Genomic DNA, 15,259 nt, shown 5'->3' on the forward strand with positions numbered 1-15,259 from the left:
GGCTGCACTCCTACAATCATCACCGCGGACACACCGCACTCGGCGGCCAACCACCCGCCAGCCGCGTCCCCAACCTCACGGGTCAGAACACCTAGATCAGCGGCCGGTCTTCCTGCTCGCCTTCGTGATCCGCTTCCACTCCTGACGCTGGGCGGCCATGGCCGCCGGATCGCTGCGCCGCGACTGGTACGCCATCTCCCGCCGGATCGCATGCCAGCTCTGCCACCGCCGCTCGGGTAACTCGCCGGCGGCCACCGCGGCCTCGACCGCGCAGCCCTCGTCGCCGTCGTGAGCGCAGTCCCGGAACCGGCAGTACGCGGCCAGGGCGGCGATGTCGGTGAAGGTCTCCTCCACCGCGGCGTCGCTGGCGTACAGGTCGAGCGATCGAATCCCCGGCAGATCCAGCAGCACGCCGCCGGTGCCCAGCCGGTACAGCTTGCGGGTGGTCGTCGTGTGCCGGCCCTGACCGTCGCGCCGGACCTGGCGAACCGGCTCGGCGTGGCCTTCCAGCGCGTTGAGAAGCGACGTCTTGCCCACTCCGGACGGGCCGAGCATGGTCGTGGTCGTCCCCGCGCCCATCCGCGACCGCAACTCGTCGAGCCCTCGCCCGTCGACGGCGCTGGTCAGAACCACCGGCACCCCGGGCGCGGCCGCCTGCGCCTCGTCGACAACCGGTCCCGGGCCGTCGGTGGCGTCCGCCTTCGTGAGCACGATCAGCGGGTCGGCGCCGCTGTCCCACACCATCACCGAGAGCCGCTCGAGGTTCTTGAGATTCAGGCCCCGGTCGATCGGCAACACGATCATCACCGTGTCGATGTTGGCCGCGAGAACCTGGATGTCCCTCTCGTTCGGATCGGGACGCGACAGCGACGTCCGCCGCGGCACCACCCGCACCGGCTGCCCGCCGTCGATCACGATCCAGTCGCCGGCCACCGGCCGCAGGTTGAGATCGCGGCGCAGCTCGAACACTGTGGTCTCGGCTTCGGCGCCGGACGGGAACCAGATCACTTCGATGCTCGGGCCGTGCACCACCGAGACCCGGCCCGGCCGCTCGGGCCCGGAGAAGAACAGGGGTGTGCCGGGAGCCCAGCCCAGCGAGGTCAGCGCGTCGAGAAGCCGGTTCATCGATCACCTCCGCCGTCACGTTACGTCATACACCAGCTCCGTGACGCTGCTGGATGAGAAGAGCCCCGGGGACGTCACCTACGCTCGACGCGTGGCCGTATCCGAAGCAGTGCCATGACGACCGCGAGGCTGCCGCGACGGTGGCGCACGGTTCTGGTGGTCGTGTCCGTGGCGGCGACCGTGCCGGTGCTGGCATATTCTCCGAGCCCTCTCACGCTGACGTGCGCGCTGGTCTTGACGGCGTCCCAGGCGGCGGCCCTGTGGGAGCTCGACCGGCATCCCCGCCGGGGCGCCGCGGTGGTTCTGCTGGCGAGCGCCGGGTTGCAGACGATGTTCCCGCTGTTCGGCCCGGGCATCGCCTTCGTGGTGCTGTGCACCTGCGCGTGGCTGCGACCGGCCGCCGAGACCCTGTGGATTCTTGGGTTGGCGGTGGTCTGTGTCGCTGGTCCGGCAGTGGTGCGCGGGCACTGGACGGCGGCCGCGTTGTGGCTGGGCGCGGCGCTGCTGGCCTGGAGCTGGGGCGCCCTGGCGCGGGCCCGCGGCGAGCGGCGGGTGGCCGAGCGGCGGCGGGCGGTGTTGGAGGAACGCGCCCGGATCGCCCGCGACCTGCACGACGTGCTCGCCCACACGGTGTCGGTGATGGTGGTGCAGGCGGCCGCGGCCGACGACGTCTTCGAGTCGAATCCGCAGCGGGCGCGGGAGGCGCTGCGGCGCACCGAGGAGGCCGGGCGGCAGGCGCTGACCGAGCTGCGTGGCTTCCTGCGCACGGTCCGGGCGGACGACGGGCCTGACGACGAGGCGGGCGACGGCATCGACCGCGCGGCTCCGCAGCCGACGCTGGCCGACCTGCCCCGGCTGACCGACACGATGGGCGGGACCGGTCTGCGAGTGACGCTGGTGTGCGACGGTGACGGCGAGGTGCCGTGGGGAGTGCAGGTGGGTGTGTACCGGATCGTGCAGGAGGCGCTGACCAACACCTTGCGGCACGCCCGCGCGTCGGCGGCGGAGGTGTTGGTGCGGATCGGCGAGTCGGAGATGCGGGTGCGGGTCAGGGACGACGGCCGGGGGCCGGCCGGGGCTCGCGGCGACGGACACGGGCTGGCCGGCATGCGGGAACGGGCCTCGCTGCTCGGCGGCACGCTGCACGCCGGGCCACGGCCGGGGTGCGCCGGCTTCGAGGTGGAGGCCTGGCTTCCGGTACGGGAGACGTCGTGACCATCAAGGTGCTGATCGCCGACGACCAGGCGCTCGTGCGCGCCGGCTTCCGGATGATCCTCGAGTCCCGCGACGACATCGAGGTCGTCGGTGAAGCGGGCGACGGCGAGCAGGCGATCCGGCTGGCCGGGCAGACCCGGCCCGACGTGGTGCTGATGGACGTGCGGATGCCGGGACTCGACGGGGTCTCCGCCACGGCCCGGCTCACCGCGGCGACCGGCGCCCTCAAAGTGATCATCCTGACCACGTACGACCTGGAGGAGCCGCTCTACGCCGCGCTGCGCGCCGGGGCCAGCGGTTTCCTGCTCAAGGACGTGCGGCCGGCCGACCTGGTCGAGGCGATCCGGGTGGTGGCCGGCGGTGACGCCCTGCTCGCCCCGACCGCGACGCGGCGGCTGCTGGACCGGTTCCGGGCGACCGATTTCACCCCGGCCGCGCCCTCGGACACCCTGGACCGGCTCACTGACCGGGAGCGGGAGGTGCTGACGTTGCTGGCGCGGGGCGCCTCCAACGCCGAGATCGCGGACCGCCTCACGGTCACCGAGGCCACGGCCAAGACACACGTCTCGGCCATCCTGCGCAAGCTTCAGGTGCGCGACCGGGTGCAGGCCGTCGTGCTGGCGTACGACCTCGGACTGGTCCGGCCGCGACCCTCATCCTGAAGGAGGAGAGCCGGGACCCGTCCATTGCCGGAGGCGCCGGGACACCACGGATCCCTACCGTCGGGACATGACTTCTCCGGAGCAGCGCGCGGCGGTCCGCCTGGTCGTCGTGGTGCTCGTCGTGAGCATCGCCCTCAGCGTCCTCGCCACCGTCGCCGGGCTGGCCGGGCACGCCGTCACGCTCGGCCCGAACCAGATCCTGATCCTGCTCGTGGCGATCGGCTACGGGTGGGTCATCCGGCGGCTGCGGAACGGCTCGGCCACCGCCTACCGCCGGGTACGGATCGTCTCGGTGGCCGGCTTCGCCGCGGTGGCCGCACAGCTCGTCCTGGGCGGGCATCCCGCCTGGCTGCGCACGGTCGAGGCGGCACAGCTCGCGGTGCTGGCGGTCCTGATCGTCGCGGTCAACCGGCCGGTCGTCCGGGGCGCCTTCCCCGCCGTACCGGATGAGCGGCCGCGCCATCGGCGAGCCGCGCTCGTGCTCGCCGTGCTGGCCCCGCTCTGCGCCGAGGTGAGCCTCGGCAGCGTTCCCCTGCGGATGGCCTGGGCGTGGCTGGTCTTCGCGCCGATCTACGCCGCCGGCACGCTGGCGCTGCGCGAGATCCTGCGGCGGACCGGCGGCGGGTACGGGAACCTGCTGCTGCTCGGCGTGGCCTACGGGCTGGTCGAGGAAGGCCTGGTGCTGCGGAGCCTGACCAGCCCGCATCTGTACGGGGCGGCCGGGTGGTCGCCGAGGCTGCTCGGGGTGAACACCGCTTACACCGAACTGAATCTTGTCTACCACGCCGTGTTCAGCGTCGCGGTCCCGGTGATCGTGGTGGAGTACCTGTTCGCACGGCACGGCACGGCCCCCTATCTGCGGCGCGGCGGCCTGATCGCGGCCGGGGTCGTCGCCGTTCTCGGCGCGCTGCTGGTGCGGGTGAGCGTGCCGCCGTCCGAGGACCCCGGTTACACGATGCCGCTCACCGCCGTCGTGGTCATCGCTCTGCTCGCGGCCGCGGTGACCCTGCTGGCCCTGCGCGTGCGGCTGCGCCCGGCCCGCCGCCGGAAAGCGCCCGCGATCCCGGTCGTCGCCGTCGGTGGGGCCGTCGCCGCCTTCGGCTTCCTCGCGCTGATCTGGCCGTTCGGCGGCGCCGAGCAGCCGCTGTTCACCCACGGGGCCTGGTCGCTGCTGCCCATGGCGGCCGGGGCGCTGATCGTCGCGGGCCTGCTGTACGCGGCTTGGACCGTCGCCTGGACCACCCGCGACCTCGCCGCGGCGGCGTTCGGCGCCCTGCTCGGGCACACGCTGTTCGGCCTCGTCGGCAATGCGCAGACCCTCACCGACCGGCTGTTCCTGTGCGGCGTCGCCGTCCTGACGGCGCTGTTCGGTGCCGCCGTCCTGCGCCGGCCGCCCGGCCGGGCGAACGTCCAGCTCATCGACGCGTGAGGAAGGAGGACGACATGTTCACTCGAACGGACCGGCGGGTTCACTGGCCACTGAGGACGGACGGACCTGCCACCCTTCAACCGGGTTGATAGCCTGTGGTGATGGAGGCATCCGTTCCCCGTGATCTTCAGGAGTTCGTGACGGCCGATCCGGACGGGTGGCGGGTGGTCCTGATTCCCCGCTTCGCCGCTCATCTTCTGACCTCGGCGCTTGCCGGCCTGCTGATTCCGGCCGTGCTGGCGACCCCGCTGACCGTGGTCACGCTGGCGGTCGCCGTGGGCCTCGGCGGGTGGTCAGCCCTGTGGCAGGCCGCCGTGGTCCTGCTCGTGGTGTTCGCGGTGGCCGGGGTCGTGGTCGCGGGCATATCGGCGCGGATCGCCGCGACCGAGGTGCGGTGGCTCGTGCTGCGCTCCGGCCACGCGCCCGCCACGCTCACCCTGCGGCAGGGGTGGCGTTCGCAAGAGATCCCGCTGAGCGACCTGCGCGAGGTCACGGTGACGGAGCGGCACAAGCTCGAGGCGTTTCTCGGCGTGCGGGTCGCGCTGCACACCGGCGGGCAGACGATCAGCGGTGACTTCGAGCCGGCCCGGCGGGCGGTCAGGCTCGCCGGCGCCGCCGGGCTCGCCCACTGGATGGCCGACCGTCTCGCCGCGTCCGGGGTGCCGGTGCGGCACCAGGTGGAGCGGGTGCCGGCCTGCTTGACCGTGGAGTCGTGGTGGCCCGCCGAGAAGGCCGCCGCGATCTGGGAGGTGCCGGTCGAGCAGGTGCCCGGCATCGCCGAAGAGCACGGGGTGCGCGTCAAAGATCTGGCACCCCGTGTCGGAGCGATGCACATGCCCGGCCGGACGGTGACGCTCTACAACCCCGACGACGTTCACCGCCTGTCCTTGACCGGCCTGACCGCGAGCGGGCCGACGGGCGCGTCTTGAGCCGGGATCGGACGGGTATGAACCGCGTATGACGGCAGTGAAGGTCGGTTTGTGCGGTGCCGGGATGGCGCTGGCGTCCTACGCGCGGCGCTTCGAGGTGCTGGAGGTGCAGCAGACGTTCTACGAGCCGCCCCGCGAGGCGACGCTGCGGCGGTGGCGGGCCGCCGTTCCGCCCGGGTTCGAGTTCACGGTCAAGGCGTGGCAGCTGATCACTCATGAGGCGAAGAGCCCGACCTACCGGCGGCTGCGCACGCCGCTGAGCGCCGAGGAGCGGGCGGAGGCGGGCGGCTTCCGCTGGACGCCCGTTGTCGCGCGGGCCTGGGACACGACGCTGGGCTGCGCCGGGATTCTGGGCGCGACCGCGATCCTGCTCCAGTGCCCGGCGAGCTTCCGGCCGACCGGGAGCGCCGTCGCGCGGCTGCGCGAGTTCTGCTCCCGGGCGCGCCGGCCGGCCGGCGTCCGGCTGGTGTGGGAGCCGCGCGGGCCGTGGCCGGACGAGCTGGTCCGGGGCCTCTGTGAGGAGCTGGACCTGACCCACGCGGCCGACCCGTTCCTGCGCCTCAGCCTGACGCCGACGGCCTACTACCGGCTGCACGGCATCACCGGCGCCCGGCACGTCTACAGCGACGGCGAGTTGGCCCGGCTCGACGGCATCGTCGGCGCCGGACCGGCGTACGTGATGTTCAACAATCTGCCCCGCGCGGCCGACGCGGAGCGGTTCCGCCGGCTCGTGCGCCCGGGGTCAGGGGACTCAGGTGGCGGACGTCGCGATGATGGCAGTCCGGCTCGCACCAGCGGGTCGGGTGTCCGCGGCGGTTGAGCTCGGCGCGGGCGAAGCTGAGCCACGCCGGGGGCTCGGCGGGGCTGCCCTGGCCGGCCAGGTAGGCCGGGTACTCCGGGTCGGCGAGCGCGCGGGCGCGCTGATGGACGCAGGCCTCGACGAGGACTTCCTGGACTTCGTGCGGGCTGGCCGCGACATGCAGGACCCACCAGTCAGCGACCGGCGGCGGTGGCTGCGACCACATCGATGATCACCTCCTGCGAGCGGATGCGGGCCGGGGCGCAAGGTCTTGACGCCTGGTTCCCTTCGTTGTATCGGTGGAAGGGAGGTTGAGTCAAGGGCGCTCAACTACCCGGATTCGATCGACCTGACCGTCGAGCAGAACGTGCTCCAGGTTCGGGCGATCGCCGGCTGATCCGCCGCCACGGGGATCCCGGCCGCGAGGTGGCGGGGGAACCCTATGCTGGCCGGGTGGCAGCGTGTCCCGAGCTTGACCGTCGCCCGTCGATCCGGCGGCGAGGGTCTCTTCGGGGTAACCCCGAGGAAGCTTGAGTGACCACCGCAGCGCATCGCCGGCGCGCCTCCGCGCTTCGCGCAGTCCGGCGCAGGCACGACCGGGAATCGTCGGGGCACGCTGCCGCTCCATGGCGGGTCGCGGGCGCTCTGGCCGACGCTTTGCTCGCCACGAGCTGGCGGCCCGAGGACATGGTGGCGATGGTCGGTTCCGTGGTGGCCGGCCGCCCAGCCCGCGCCCGGCGGCTGGTCGGCGCCGTGCTGCTGGCCTATCCGCGTGCTCCCGCCGACCGGCCCCGGGAGCTGCGCCGTTTCCTGGCCGGGCTCGAGAGCCGGCCGCGGGTCGCGGTGCGGCGGGCGGTCGTGCGGCATCGGCCGGTGGTGCCGGTGCGGGCCGTACGGATGCGGTGGGGTGCGCCCGGCATCGACGATCTGGCCGGCCTCGCGGAGTTCCTCGGTCTCGACGGCGACGCTCTCGACTGGTTCGCCGACCGCCGTGAGATAAACCGGCACGCCCGCGACGAGCGGCTGCGGCATTACCGCTACACCTGGCTCCCGCATCGGCTGATCGAGGCGCCCAAGCCGCGGATGCGCGCCCTTCAACGGCAGGTGCTCGATCAGATCCTGTCGCGTGTGCCCGTCCACGCCCGCGTCCACGGATTCGTGCCGGGCCGGGACGCGCACACCTTCGCGCGGGCCCACGCGGGCGCCGGCGTGCTGGTGAGCATGGACCTGCGGGCCTTCTTCTCCAGCATCACGGCGGCGCGGATCTACGGGCTCTTCCTCGGCGTCGGCTATCCGGAGCCCGTGGCGCACGCGCTGACCGCCCTGACCACCACGCGGACCCCGGCCCGGGTCCTGCGCGCCGCGCCCGATCCGTACCTGGCCGCGCTGTTGCGACAGCCGCACCTGCCGCAGGGGGCGCCCACGTCTCCCGCGCTGGCCAATCTCTGCGCCTTCCGGCTGGACCGGCGGCTGAGCGGGCTGGCCGACCGATTCGGCCTCACCTACGGGCGGTACGCCGACGACCTGGCCTTCTCGGGCACGCTCGCCGACGGCCGCGTCGCCCGGCTGGTCGCCCTGGCCGGGCAGATCGCCCGGGAGGAGGGGTTCCGGGTGCACCCGGGTAAGACCCGGGTCCGGCGCCGGTCGCAGCGTCAGGAACTGACCGGCCTGGTCGTCAACGACCGTCCGGCGGTGCGCCGCGAGGACTACGACCGCCTGCGGGCCATCCTGCACGACGCCGCCACGCACGGACTGGCGGCGGCCAACCGTGAGGGGCACCCCGACTTCGCCGCCCACCTGGCCGGCCGGGTCGCGTGGATGTCCCGGCACCACCCGTCCCGCGCCGCGAAGTTGAAAGGCCTGCTCGACCGCGTGTCGTCCCCCTGACAGGCTCTTGCAGGATTACGCAATCTGCGCCCGAGGGGTTTCCCTGCCGCCCGCGCCGGTGGTGTTCTGATCCCGCCGGTCGGTACGGGGGGACCGGCCTTCGCGGTGGGGGTGATCGATGCCGGTGGACACGGGGGCCATCCCGGCGCTCACGCGCTGGGGCCTGTCGGCCGACGCGGATCTGGTGTACCGGGCGCTCGCCGTGCTGGGGCCGGCCGATCGGCATCGGCTCAGCCGAGAACTCGGTCTGGCCCGGGCCCGGACGGCGTCCGCGCTGGACGAGCTCGTGGCCGCCGGGGCCACCACCGCGGCCGGCAACTCCTGGGCGGCCCGGGCGCCGGGCGAGGTCGTACGCCGGCTGAGTCACCGGCCGCCGGCGCCGCCGTCGGCGGCCGAGCGATGGCGGCACCACTTCGCCACAGTGGACGGCATCGCCGCGGCCGGCCCGTTCGAGGTGCCGTCCCGGCTGTGGCCGAACCGGGCGGTCACCCGCGACCGGGTGGCGAAACTCGCCGGACTCGAGCGCCACGAGCACCTGGCCGTCAACAACGAGCCGGTGATCAGCGCCGAGTCGCTGTCGGCCGCTCAGCCGGTCGAACGGCGGCTGGCCGCCCGCGGCGTACGGCTGCGGGTGATCGGACCGCCGCCGCCCTCGCCGGACGGTGGCACCGGGCCGGCGCCGCTCGGACCGTACCGGCAGATCGCGGCGCCGCCGCTCAAGCTGCTGGTCTTCGACCGCCGGGTGGCCCTGTTCCCGGCCGATCCGCTGAACCTGGAACGGGGCTATGTCGAGGTCACCGACGCCCGCTTCGTGACCGCTTTGTGCGACCTGTTCGAGCGGCTCTGGGGTCAGGGCCGCGATCCTTTTCGCCAGGAGATGATTCCGATCGAGCTGTCGCCGCGGGAGAGCGCGCTGGTCGGTCTGCTCGCCATGGGGCACACCGACCAGACGGCGGCCGAGGAGCTCGGACTGAGCCCTCGCACGGTGGCATACGCCCTGCGCGCCCTGATGGACCGCCTGGGTGTACAGAACCGTTTCCAACTGGCCCTGGTGCTCGGCGCGGCCGGCGCGGTGCGGCCTTACGACGAGAACGGACCAAAATGATCAAAAAGATACTTGCCTGTACGGCGATGGCGACCGTCGCCGCTCTTCTCGGCCTGCCCGGCGTGGCGCAGGCGCTCAACTCCTGGCATCAGGCACCGTGCGCGACCGGCTCGTTCGGCGCGGTCACGGTCGACGCGCAGGGGCACTATCGGGTGCCGGCGCAGATCGCGCAGTGCGACGGCTACCAGCAGGGATACAGCTGGGCGGTGGCGCTGTTCCGGCCCGGCGACGCCAACCCGGCGATCCATTCCGACCAGCTCCAGCCATATCCCCAGCCCGGCTCGCCCGGCGTCACCATCGACTACCGTCCGCCGCCGGCGACTCCGGTCTTCGGGCTCTGCCTGATGCGGGTGTGGACGGCCCGGGTCGCCTGCCTTCGGGTCGACACCGCCGTGGACGGCACGGTGACCGGCACGCCGATCCCGGTCGGCGACAGCTTGATCAGCCGGCTCGTCCTCTTCGTCGAGTCCAACCCCGACCAGCCCTCGTACTGCGCGGTGTGCGTCTTCCCTGACCAGTAGCCAGGGGTGGGCGTCCGTTTGGTGTGACCCGCGCCGGGTATCGACGCACAGTGAGCGATACAGACATTCGATCCACCGCCCGGCGGACGATGGTCGTCATCGGGCTGGTGGTGGCGACCTTCCTCCTCTATCGCCTGGTTCAGGCGACCAGCCAAGTGCTGACCTGGATCGTGGTCGCCGTGTTCTTCGCGATCGCGCTGAACCCGGCCGTGACGTGGGTGCAGCGCCGGGCGGCGTTCGGCCGGCGCTGGCTGGCCACGCTGCTGGTCTTCCTCGTCGCCTTCCTCTTGATCGGTGCGCTGGTCACGCTGTTCGTCGTGCCCCTGGTGCGGGAGGGCAGCCAAGTGGTGGCCGACTTCCCGAAGATCGTCGAGGACGCCCGGGCCGGCCGTGGCCCGGTCGGTGGCCTCATCGTGCGGTTCAATCTGCTGGAGTACGCGCAGAATCACGCCGACCAGTTCCGGGAGTACGGGGGCCGTCTGGGTGCGCCCACCCTGGCCGCCCTCCGAGGCGCGGCGACCAGCGTGGCCGGCATCGTGACGGTCTTCGTGCTCGCCTACCTCATGGTGCTGGAAGCGCCGAAGGTCGTGACCGGCTTCCTCGCCCTGTTCGACGACCGGCGCGCCGAGCGGATCCGCCGCGTCGGCCACGACTGCGCCAAGACCATCACCGGCTACATCACCGGCAACCTGCTGATCAGCGTCATCTGCGGCGGCCTCACGTACGCGGTGCTCGCGATCATGGGGGTCCCGTACGCCGGTCTGATCGCGTTGTTCGTGGGTTTGGCCGACCTGATCCCGTTGGTCGGAGCCACGCTGGGCGCGGTCGTCGCCACCCTGGCCGCCTTCGTCCAGTCCATCACCGCCGGCATCGTGGTCATCGTCTTCTTCGTGCTCTATCAGCAGCTCGAGAACCACCTGCTCCAGCCGCTCATCTTCGCGCGGACGGTGCAGGTCAACCCGCTGACCGTCCTGATCGCCATTCTCATAGCGGTCGAGCTGGCCGGCATCCTGGGCGCGTTGCTGGCCATCCCGGTCGCCGGCATCATCCAGATCATCGCCCGCGATCTCTGGGACGCTCGCCGTGGCCGGCCGAAGACCGAGCCGACCGTCGGCGAGAACCAGGTACCGGTCGACGCCCCGGGCCGCAACGAACAGACGGCCTAGCGGGGCCGCGCGGCCGGACAAATGAAGAAAGCTCACCTGGACGCGTCTGTCAGCCGAGAACGGGGTATCAACTCCCTCCGAAAGATCGGAAGGGATGAGGATGGCGGCATGACAGGGGCGGGGCTGGCCCGGCGGAACACCGAGGTACGGGAGCTGATGGACGACCCCGGCTGCGACCTCGACCGGCTGGAACGCACCTACCGCCAGTTCACCACCATCAATCGGCTGGTGTCCGGCTGGCGGCGGGTCTACCTGCGCCGGATCCGGCCGCGGCTGGACCCGCGCCGGCCCACCACGCTGCTGGACATCGGGTTCGGCGGCGGGGACATCGCTCGCGCGCTGGCGACGTGGGCCCGGCGCGACGGGTTGGCGCTGCGGACGACGGCCATCGACCCGGACGAGCGTGCTCTGCGTCATGTGCGGCGGCGGCCCGACGCCGGTGTCCGCTTCGAGCGGGCGTCGAGTGCGGATCTGGTCGCCCGGGGCGATCATTACGACGTGGTGATCTCCAACCATCTGCTGCACCATCTCGGCACCGCCGAGCTGACCGCTCTGCTGGCGGACAGCGAGACGCTGACCCGCGACCTCGTCGTCCACAACGACCTCTCCCGAGGGCGGCTCGGGTACGGCCTGTACGCGGCCGCCACGCTGCCCCTGGCCCGCGGCTCCTTCGTGCACCAGGACGGCCTGCTGTCCATCCGCCGCAGCTACCGGCGCACGGAGCTGCGGGAACTCGTACCGCCCGGATGGCAGGTCACCCCGATGGTCCCGCAGCGACTGCTGCTCACGTACGAGAAAGCCGGCCGATGACCCGGACCCTGGTCACCGCGGCCGCCGCGAGTTACGCGGCCAACGCCGCGTTCGGTGCGGCCGTCGCGGCCAAGGTGATCGACAACCGGCGCCTGCGCTGGGTCCACCACGGCCTGTTCGTGGCGACGTCCTCGCTGACCGCCCTCGCCCTGGCCGCCGCCGCGGTCGAGCGCCGCCCGGCCGGTCTCGCGCTGCTCCCGGCCGTCGGGCCGCTGTCGGCGCTGCCGTACGCCGGCGCGGGCATCCGCCGGCATGCCACCCTCGCCGCCTCGGCGGCTCCCGCCTTCGCCGCCGCTGTCGTTCTCGCCTGGAGGAGTCGCTGATGGAGTTTCTCGATGTGGTGCGCCGTCGCCGGACGACCAACGGCCCGTTCCTGCCCGACCCGGTGTCCGAGGAGCACCAGCGGCTGCTCATGGAGGTCGCCGGGCGAGCCCCGTCGCAGCTGAACAGTCAGCCCTGGCGGTTCGTCATCGTGGAGGAACGCTCCACCATCGACGCCATCGCCCGGATCAGCGGTGAGAGCATGACCGAGGCGATGTCCAACGGCACGTTCTTCGAACGCTACAAACCGTACTTCCGATTCAGCAAGCAGGAGATGGAACGCCGGCGCGACGGGATGCTGTTCGACAAGCTGCCGGCGCCGCTGCGCCCGTTCACGAGCCAGGTCTTCACCGCTCGCGGGCAGAAGCTGATGAACGCCATGCGGGTGCCGCAGACGCTGGGCGAGGAGAACCGCAAGCTCGTGGCCGGCTCGCCGCTGCTGCTCGGCGTGATGCTCGACCGGTCGGAGTACCGGCCGGGGGAGCTGTCCTCGTTCTACTCGGTGTTCAGCATGGGCGCGGCGATGGAGAACCTCTGGCTCGCGACCGTCGAGCTCGGCATGGGCATCCAGTTCGTCTCCTTCCCGATGGAGGTTCCGGGGCGCTGGGACGAGATCGTCCGCCTGCTCGAGGTGCCCGGCGACCTCGAGTTGATGGCCGTCTATCGGCTCGGCTACCTGCCACCCGAGCAGCGGCGCCCGGCGATCGACTGGACCAGCGAGCAGCGCCGCCTGCCGTCCCAGTACGTCTTCCGCGGCACCTGCGCCACGCCGCAGCAGGGGTGGGACACCCGGTCATGACTGCTCCCAGAGGGCGATGCGGCGCTCCCGGTACCGGCGCTCGGCCGCGTTGACGTCCGGGGTGAGCGCGCGCCGCATGCCGTCGGCCGCTTCGGTGAGGTGGCCGTCGCGGGCCAGCAGTTCGGCCCGGACAGCTTGCCAGCGATGCGTGACCGGACCCCGCGGCATCGCGTCGAGGGCACTCAGCCCGGCCGCCGGGCCGTGGGCCTCGGCCACCGCGACAGCCCGGGCGATCCGGGCGGCGTCGTCCGGGCGTACCGACAGCAGCAGGTCGTAGAGCCGCACGATCTCCGCCCAGTCGGTGTCCCGGTAATCGGCGGCGCGGGCGTGCTCGGCGGCGATCGCCGCCTGCAGTTGGTAGGGGTCGGCCACGCCGCCGGAGCGGCGCAGCGAACGATCCAGCAGCCGCAGGCCCTCGGCGATCAGCCCGCGGTCCCACCGGGTCCGGTCCTGCTCGGCCAGGATCACCGGGTCGCCGTGCTCGTCCAGGCGCGCCGGCGTGCGGGCCTCGGTGAGCAGGATCAGCGCCAGTACGGCCGCCGGCATCACCTCGTCCGGCATGGCGGCCTGCACGAGCCGGGCCAGCCGGACCGCCTCCCGGGTCGCCCCGGGGTCGCGGACCGTGTCGCCACCGAGCCGGCTGTGGGCCGCCGTGTACGAGGCGTGGATGACCGCGCACACCGCGGCCAGGCGCTGGGGCAGTTCCTCGTCGGAGGGGACGCGGTACGGGATACGCGCCCGCGCGATCTTGCCCCGCGTGCGGGTGAGCCGTTTGGCGACGGCCGACTCGGTGGTGAGCAGCACCGCGGCGATCTGGGGCAGGTCCAGGCCGCACAGCACCCGCAGGGTGAGCGTCACCTGGGCCGGGAGCGAGAGCGCGGGATGGCAGCAGGTGAAGATCAGGCGCAGTTGGTCGTCGCGGACCACGGTGTCCGGCAGATCGCCGGGCAGGATCAGCTCCATGCCGGCCCGCTCCTTTCCGGCCCGGGCGCTCTCGCGGCGGATCCGGTCGATCGCCGCCCGCCGGGCGGTCACGATCAGCCAGGCCCGGGGACTCTCCGGTACGCCGGTGCGCGGCCACTCACGCAACGCGCGGACGGCGGCCTCCTGCATCGCGTCCTCGGCGGACTGCAGATCACCGAGCGTGCGGGCCAGGGTCGCGACGATGCGCGTCCCCTCGGCCCGCACGATCTCGGCGAGCGCGTGGTGCGGTTCGCTCATCCGCCCAGCTCGATGACGGGCCGGACCTCGACCGCGCCGTTCCACGCGGCCGGGATCTCGGCCGCGACGCGCACGGCCTCGTCCAGGTCGGCCGCCTCGATCAGGTAGAACCCGGTCAGCGCCTCCTTGGTCTCCGCGTACGGGCCGTCGGCGGTCACCACATCGCCGCCGCGGGCGCCGACGACCCGTACGGTGGTCGCCGTGCTGGTCGGGTAGAGCGGCGCGCCGCCGCGGATGACGTTCCGGTGCTCGGCGCCGAACCGGCTGTACTCCCGCATCGCCTCCGCGTGCTCCGGGTCCGACCAGTCGACGTCGGCGGTGTAGGTCAGTGCGACGTACTGGGCCATGGTGTTCTCCTCCATCGCAGCCCCGCCTCTGCCGGGGGCTCTCAGCACAAGGACGATCGGGACCGGCCCGTACGGGACACCGCCCGCAAAAAATGTAGACCGTTCCCGAGCGGCGTCATCGGGTAGGAAACGGCGGTGACCAAAACTGCGGACCCGATGAGCCGGCTGATCCGAGCCGGGCGGGCGGTTGTGGCCGCGCTGGCCGAACCGGTCGAGCGCGACCACCGGCAGAGCGACAGCGAGTTTCGGCGGCGCCGGGTCGTCGCGGCGGTCACCCTCGCCGTCGGCGCGACCCTGCTCGGTCTCTCGCTCTCGGTGCGGCCCGGTGACGCGGTCTTCTACCCACTCACCGTCCTGGTGGCCGCCGTCTGGATCATCGGCGCCCTGTTGTCCGGGCCGCTGCACCTGGGATCAGCGCCGCGGCGAGGCCGACGGCGGCGCCCGGTCGTCGTGCCCGTCGTCACCGGCCTGGTCATCGCGGCCGTCTTCATTGCCGGCGCGCTCGCCGTTCGGGAGATCCCGGCCCTGCGGGACTTGGTCAACGACGTGCTCGCCCACGCCCGCTACGGCGAAGCGGCCCTCATCGCAGCCGTCACCGTGCTCAACGGGATCGCCGAGGAGATCTTCTTCCGCGGCGCCCTGTTCGCCGCCATCGGGCGGCGGCATCCGGTCGCGATCTCCACCGTCGTGTACGCCGCCGCGACCGTGGCCACCGGCAACGCGATGCTGGTCTTCGCCGCCGCGCTTCTCGGTCTCGTCCTCGGGATCCAGCGCCGGGTCACCGGCGGGGTCCTGGCCCCGATCCTGACCCACATCACCTGGTCCACCACCATGCTGTTCGCTTTGCCGGCTTTGATCCACCAGTGAGTGGGCCGGACGGCCAGCGCCGGGGCTCGACGACTATCCGGAGATCCGCGGGTGAG

At 72.5% G+C, this 15,259-nt stretch carries 16 protein-coding genes; 13 read left to right on the forward strand and 3 right to left on the reverse strand.

The features are described from left to right. Window positions 1-96: 96 nt before the first annotated feature. Window positions 97-1,125 carry a ribosome small subunit-dependent GTPase A gene (gene rsgA, locus AB0C26_RS34285; RefSeq protein ID WP_360256109.1) on the reverse strand — a complete coding sequence of 343 codons (1,029 nt, stop codon included), beginning with the start codon at window positions 1,123-1,125 and terminating at the stop codon, window positions 97-99. Between the two features lie 114 nt (window positions 1,126-1,239). Between rsgA and AB0C26_RS34290 the strand changes: the two genes are divergently transcribed. From AB0C26_RS34290 to AB0C26_RS34345, 12 genes are all read left to right on the forward strand, one after another. After that, the gene (locus tag AB0C26_RS34290; protein WP_360256111.1) at window positions 1,240-2,340 is read left to right on the forward strand and encodes a sensor histidine kinase; all 1,101 of its coding nucleotides are present in this window, start codon (window positions 1,240-1,242) and stop codon (window positions 2,338-2,340) included. After that, window positions 2,337-3,002: a response regulator transcription factor gene (locus AB0C26_RS34295; protein WP_360256114.1), complete on the forward strand. Its 666-nt coding sequence runs from the start codon at window positions 2,337-2,339 to the stop codon at window positions 3,000-3,002. Before AB0C26_RS34290 ends, AB0C26_RS34295 begins: the two co-directional genes overlap by 4 nt. Window positions 3,003-3,069: 67 nt before the next feature. Then, window positions 3,070-4,431 carry a hypothetical protein gene (locus AB0C26_RS34300; protein ID WP_360256116.1) on the forward strand — a complete coding sequence of 454 codons (1,362 nt, stop codon included), beginning with the start codon at window positions 3,070-3,072 and terminating at the stop codon, window positions 4,429-4,431. A 101-nt stretch (window positions 4,432-4,532) separates the two neighbouring features. Further along, window positions 4,533-5,360, forward strand: coding sequence for a hypothetical protein (locus AB0C26_RS34305; RefSeq protein WP_360256119.1), 828 nt, complete (start codon window positions 4,533-4,535; stop codon window positions 5,358-5,360). Between the two features lie 28 nt (window positions 5,361-5,388). Then, window positions 5,389-6,180 carry a DUF72 domain-containing protein gene (locus AB0C26_RS34310; RefSeq protein WP_360256121.1) on the forward strand — a complete coding sequence of 264 codons (792 nt, stop codon included), beginning with the start codon at window positions 5,389-5,391 and terminating at the stop codon, window positions 6,178-6,180. Window positions 6,181-6,693: 513 nt separating this feature from the next. Further along, window positions 6,694-8,046, forward strand: a complete 1,353-nt coding sequence (locus AB0C26_RS34315) for a reverse transcriptase family protein (RefSeq protein ID WP_360256123.1) — start codon at window positions 6,694-6,696, stop codon at window positions 8,044-8,046. 118 nt (window positions 8,047-8,164) lie between these two features. Then, entirely contained in the window at window positions 8,165-9,151 is a 987-nt protein-coding gene (locus AB0C26_RS34320; RefSeq protein ID WP_360256125.1) for a LuxR C-terminal-related transcriptional regulator, read from the forward strand. Then, window positions 9,148-9,672, forward strand: coding sequence for a hypothetical protein (locus AB0C26_RS34325; RefSeq protein WP_360256127.1), 525 nt, complete (start codon window positions 9,148-9,150; stop codon window positions 9,670-9,672). The genes AB0C26_RS34320 and AB0C26_RS34325 overlap by 4 nt, the downstream gene beginning before the upstream one ends. Window positions 9,673-9,722: 50 nt before the next feature. Then, on the forward strand, window positions 9,723-10,838 hold the full coding sequence (locus AB0C26_RS34330) for an AI-2E family transporter (RefSeq protein WP_360256129.1): 1,116 nt from the start codon (window positions 9,723-9,725) through the stop codon (window positions 10,836-10,838). Window positions 10,839-10,946: 108 nt separating this feature from the next. After that, window positions 10,947-11,648 (forward strand): class I SAM-dependent methyltransferase, encoded by a 702-nt coding sequence (locus AB0C26_RS34335; RefSeq protein ID WP_360256132.1) that lies wholly within the window; start codon window positions 10,947-10,949, stop codon window positions 11,646-11,648. After that, a complete protein-coding gene (locus AB0C26_RS34340) occupies window positions 11,645-11,971 on the forward strand; it encodes a hypothetical protein (RefSeq protein WP_360256135.1) in 327 nt (108 codons plus the stop codon). The genes AB0C26_RS34335 and AB0C26_RS34340 overlap by 4 nt, the downstream gene beginning before the upstream one ends. After that, window positions 11,971-12,768 carry a nitroreductase family protein gene (locus AB0C26_RS34345; RefSeq protein ID WP_360256137.1) on the forward strand — a complete coding sequence of 266 codons (798 nt, stop codon included), beginning with the start codon at window positions 11,971-11,973 and terminating at the stop codon, window positions 12,766-12,768. The genes AB0C26_RS34340 and AB0C26_RS34345 overlap by 1 nt, the downstream gene beginning before the upstream one ends. Here AB0C26_RS34345 and AB0C26_RS34350 read toward each other — a convergent pair. Together AB0C26_RS34350 and AB0C26_RS34355 are read right to left on the reverse strand one after the other, a co-directional pair. Then, complete coding sequence (locus tag AB0C26_RS34350; protein WP_360256139.1) at window positions 12,763-13,989, reverse strand: sigma-70 family RNA polymerase sigma factor; 1,227 nt, start codon at window positions 13,987-13,989, stop codon at window positions 12,763-12,765. The two genes, AB0C26_RS34345 and AB0C26_RS34350, sit on opposite strands and share 6 nt — an antisense overlap. Beyond that, complete coding sequence (locus AB0C26_RS34355) at window positions 13,986-14,336, reverse strand: YciI family protein (RefSeq protein WP_360256141.1); 351 nt, start codon at window positions 14,334-14,336, stop codon at window positions 13,986-13,988. The genes AB0C26_RS34350 and AB0C26_RS34355 overlap by 4 nt, the downstream gene beginning before the upstream one ends. A 135-nt stretch (window positions 14,337-14,471) precedes the next feature. Here AB0C26_RS34355 and AB0C26_RS34360 point away from each other — a divergent pair, with 135 nt between their 5' ends. Next, window positions 14,472-15,203 carry a type II CAAX endopeptidase family protein gene (locus AB0C26_RS34360; protein WP_360256144.1) on the forward strand — a complete coding sequence of 244 codons (732 nt, stop codon included), beginning with the start codon at window positions 14,472-14,474 and terminating at the stop codon, window positions 15,201-15,203. Window positions 15,204-15,259 lie beyond the last annotated feature (56 nt).

The sequence above is a fragment of the Actinoplanes sp. NPDC048796 genome (assembly GCF_040650035.1).
Lineage (GTDB): Bacteria > Actinomycetota > Actinomycetes > Mycobacteriales > Micromonosporaceae > Actinoplanes.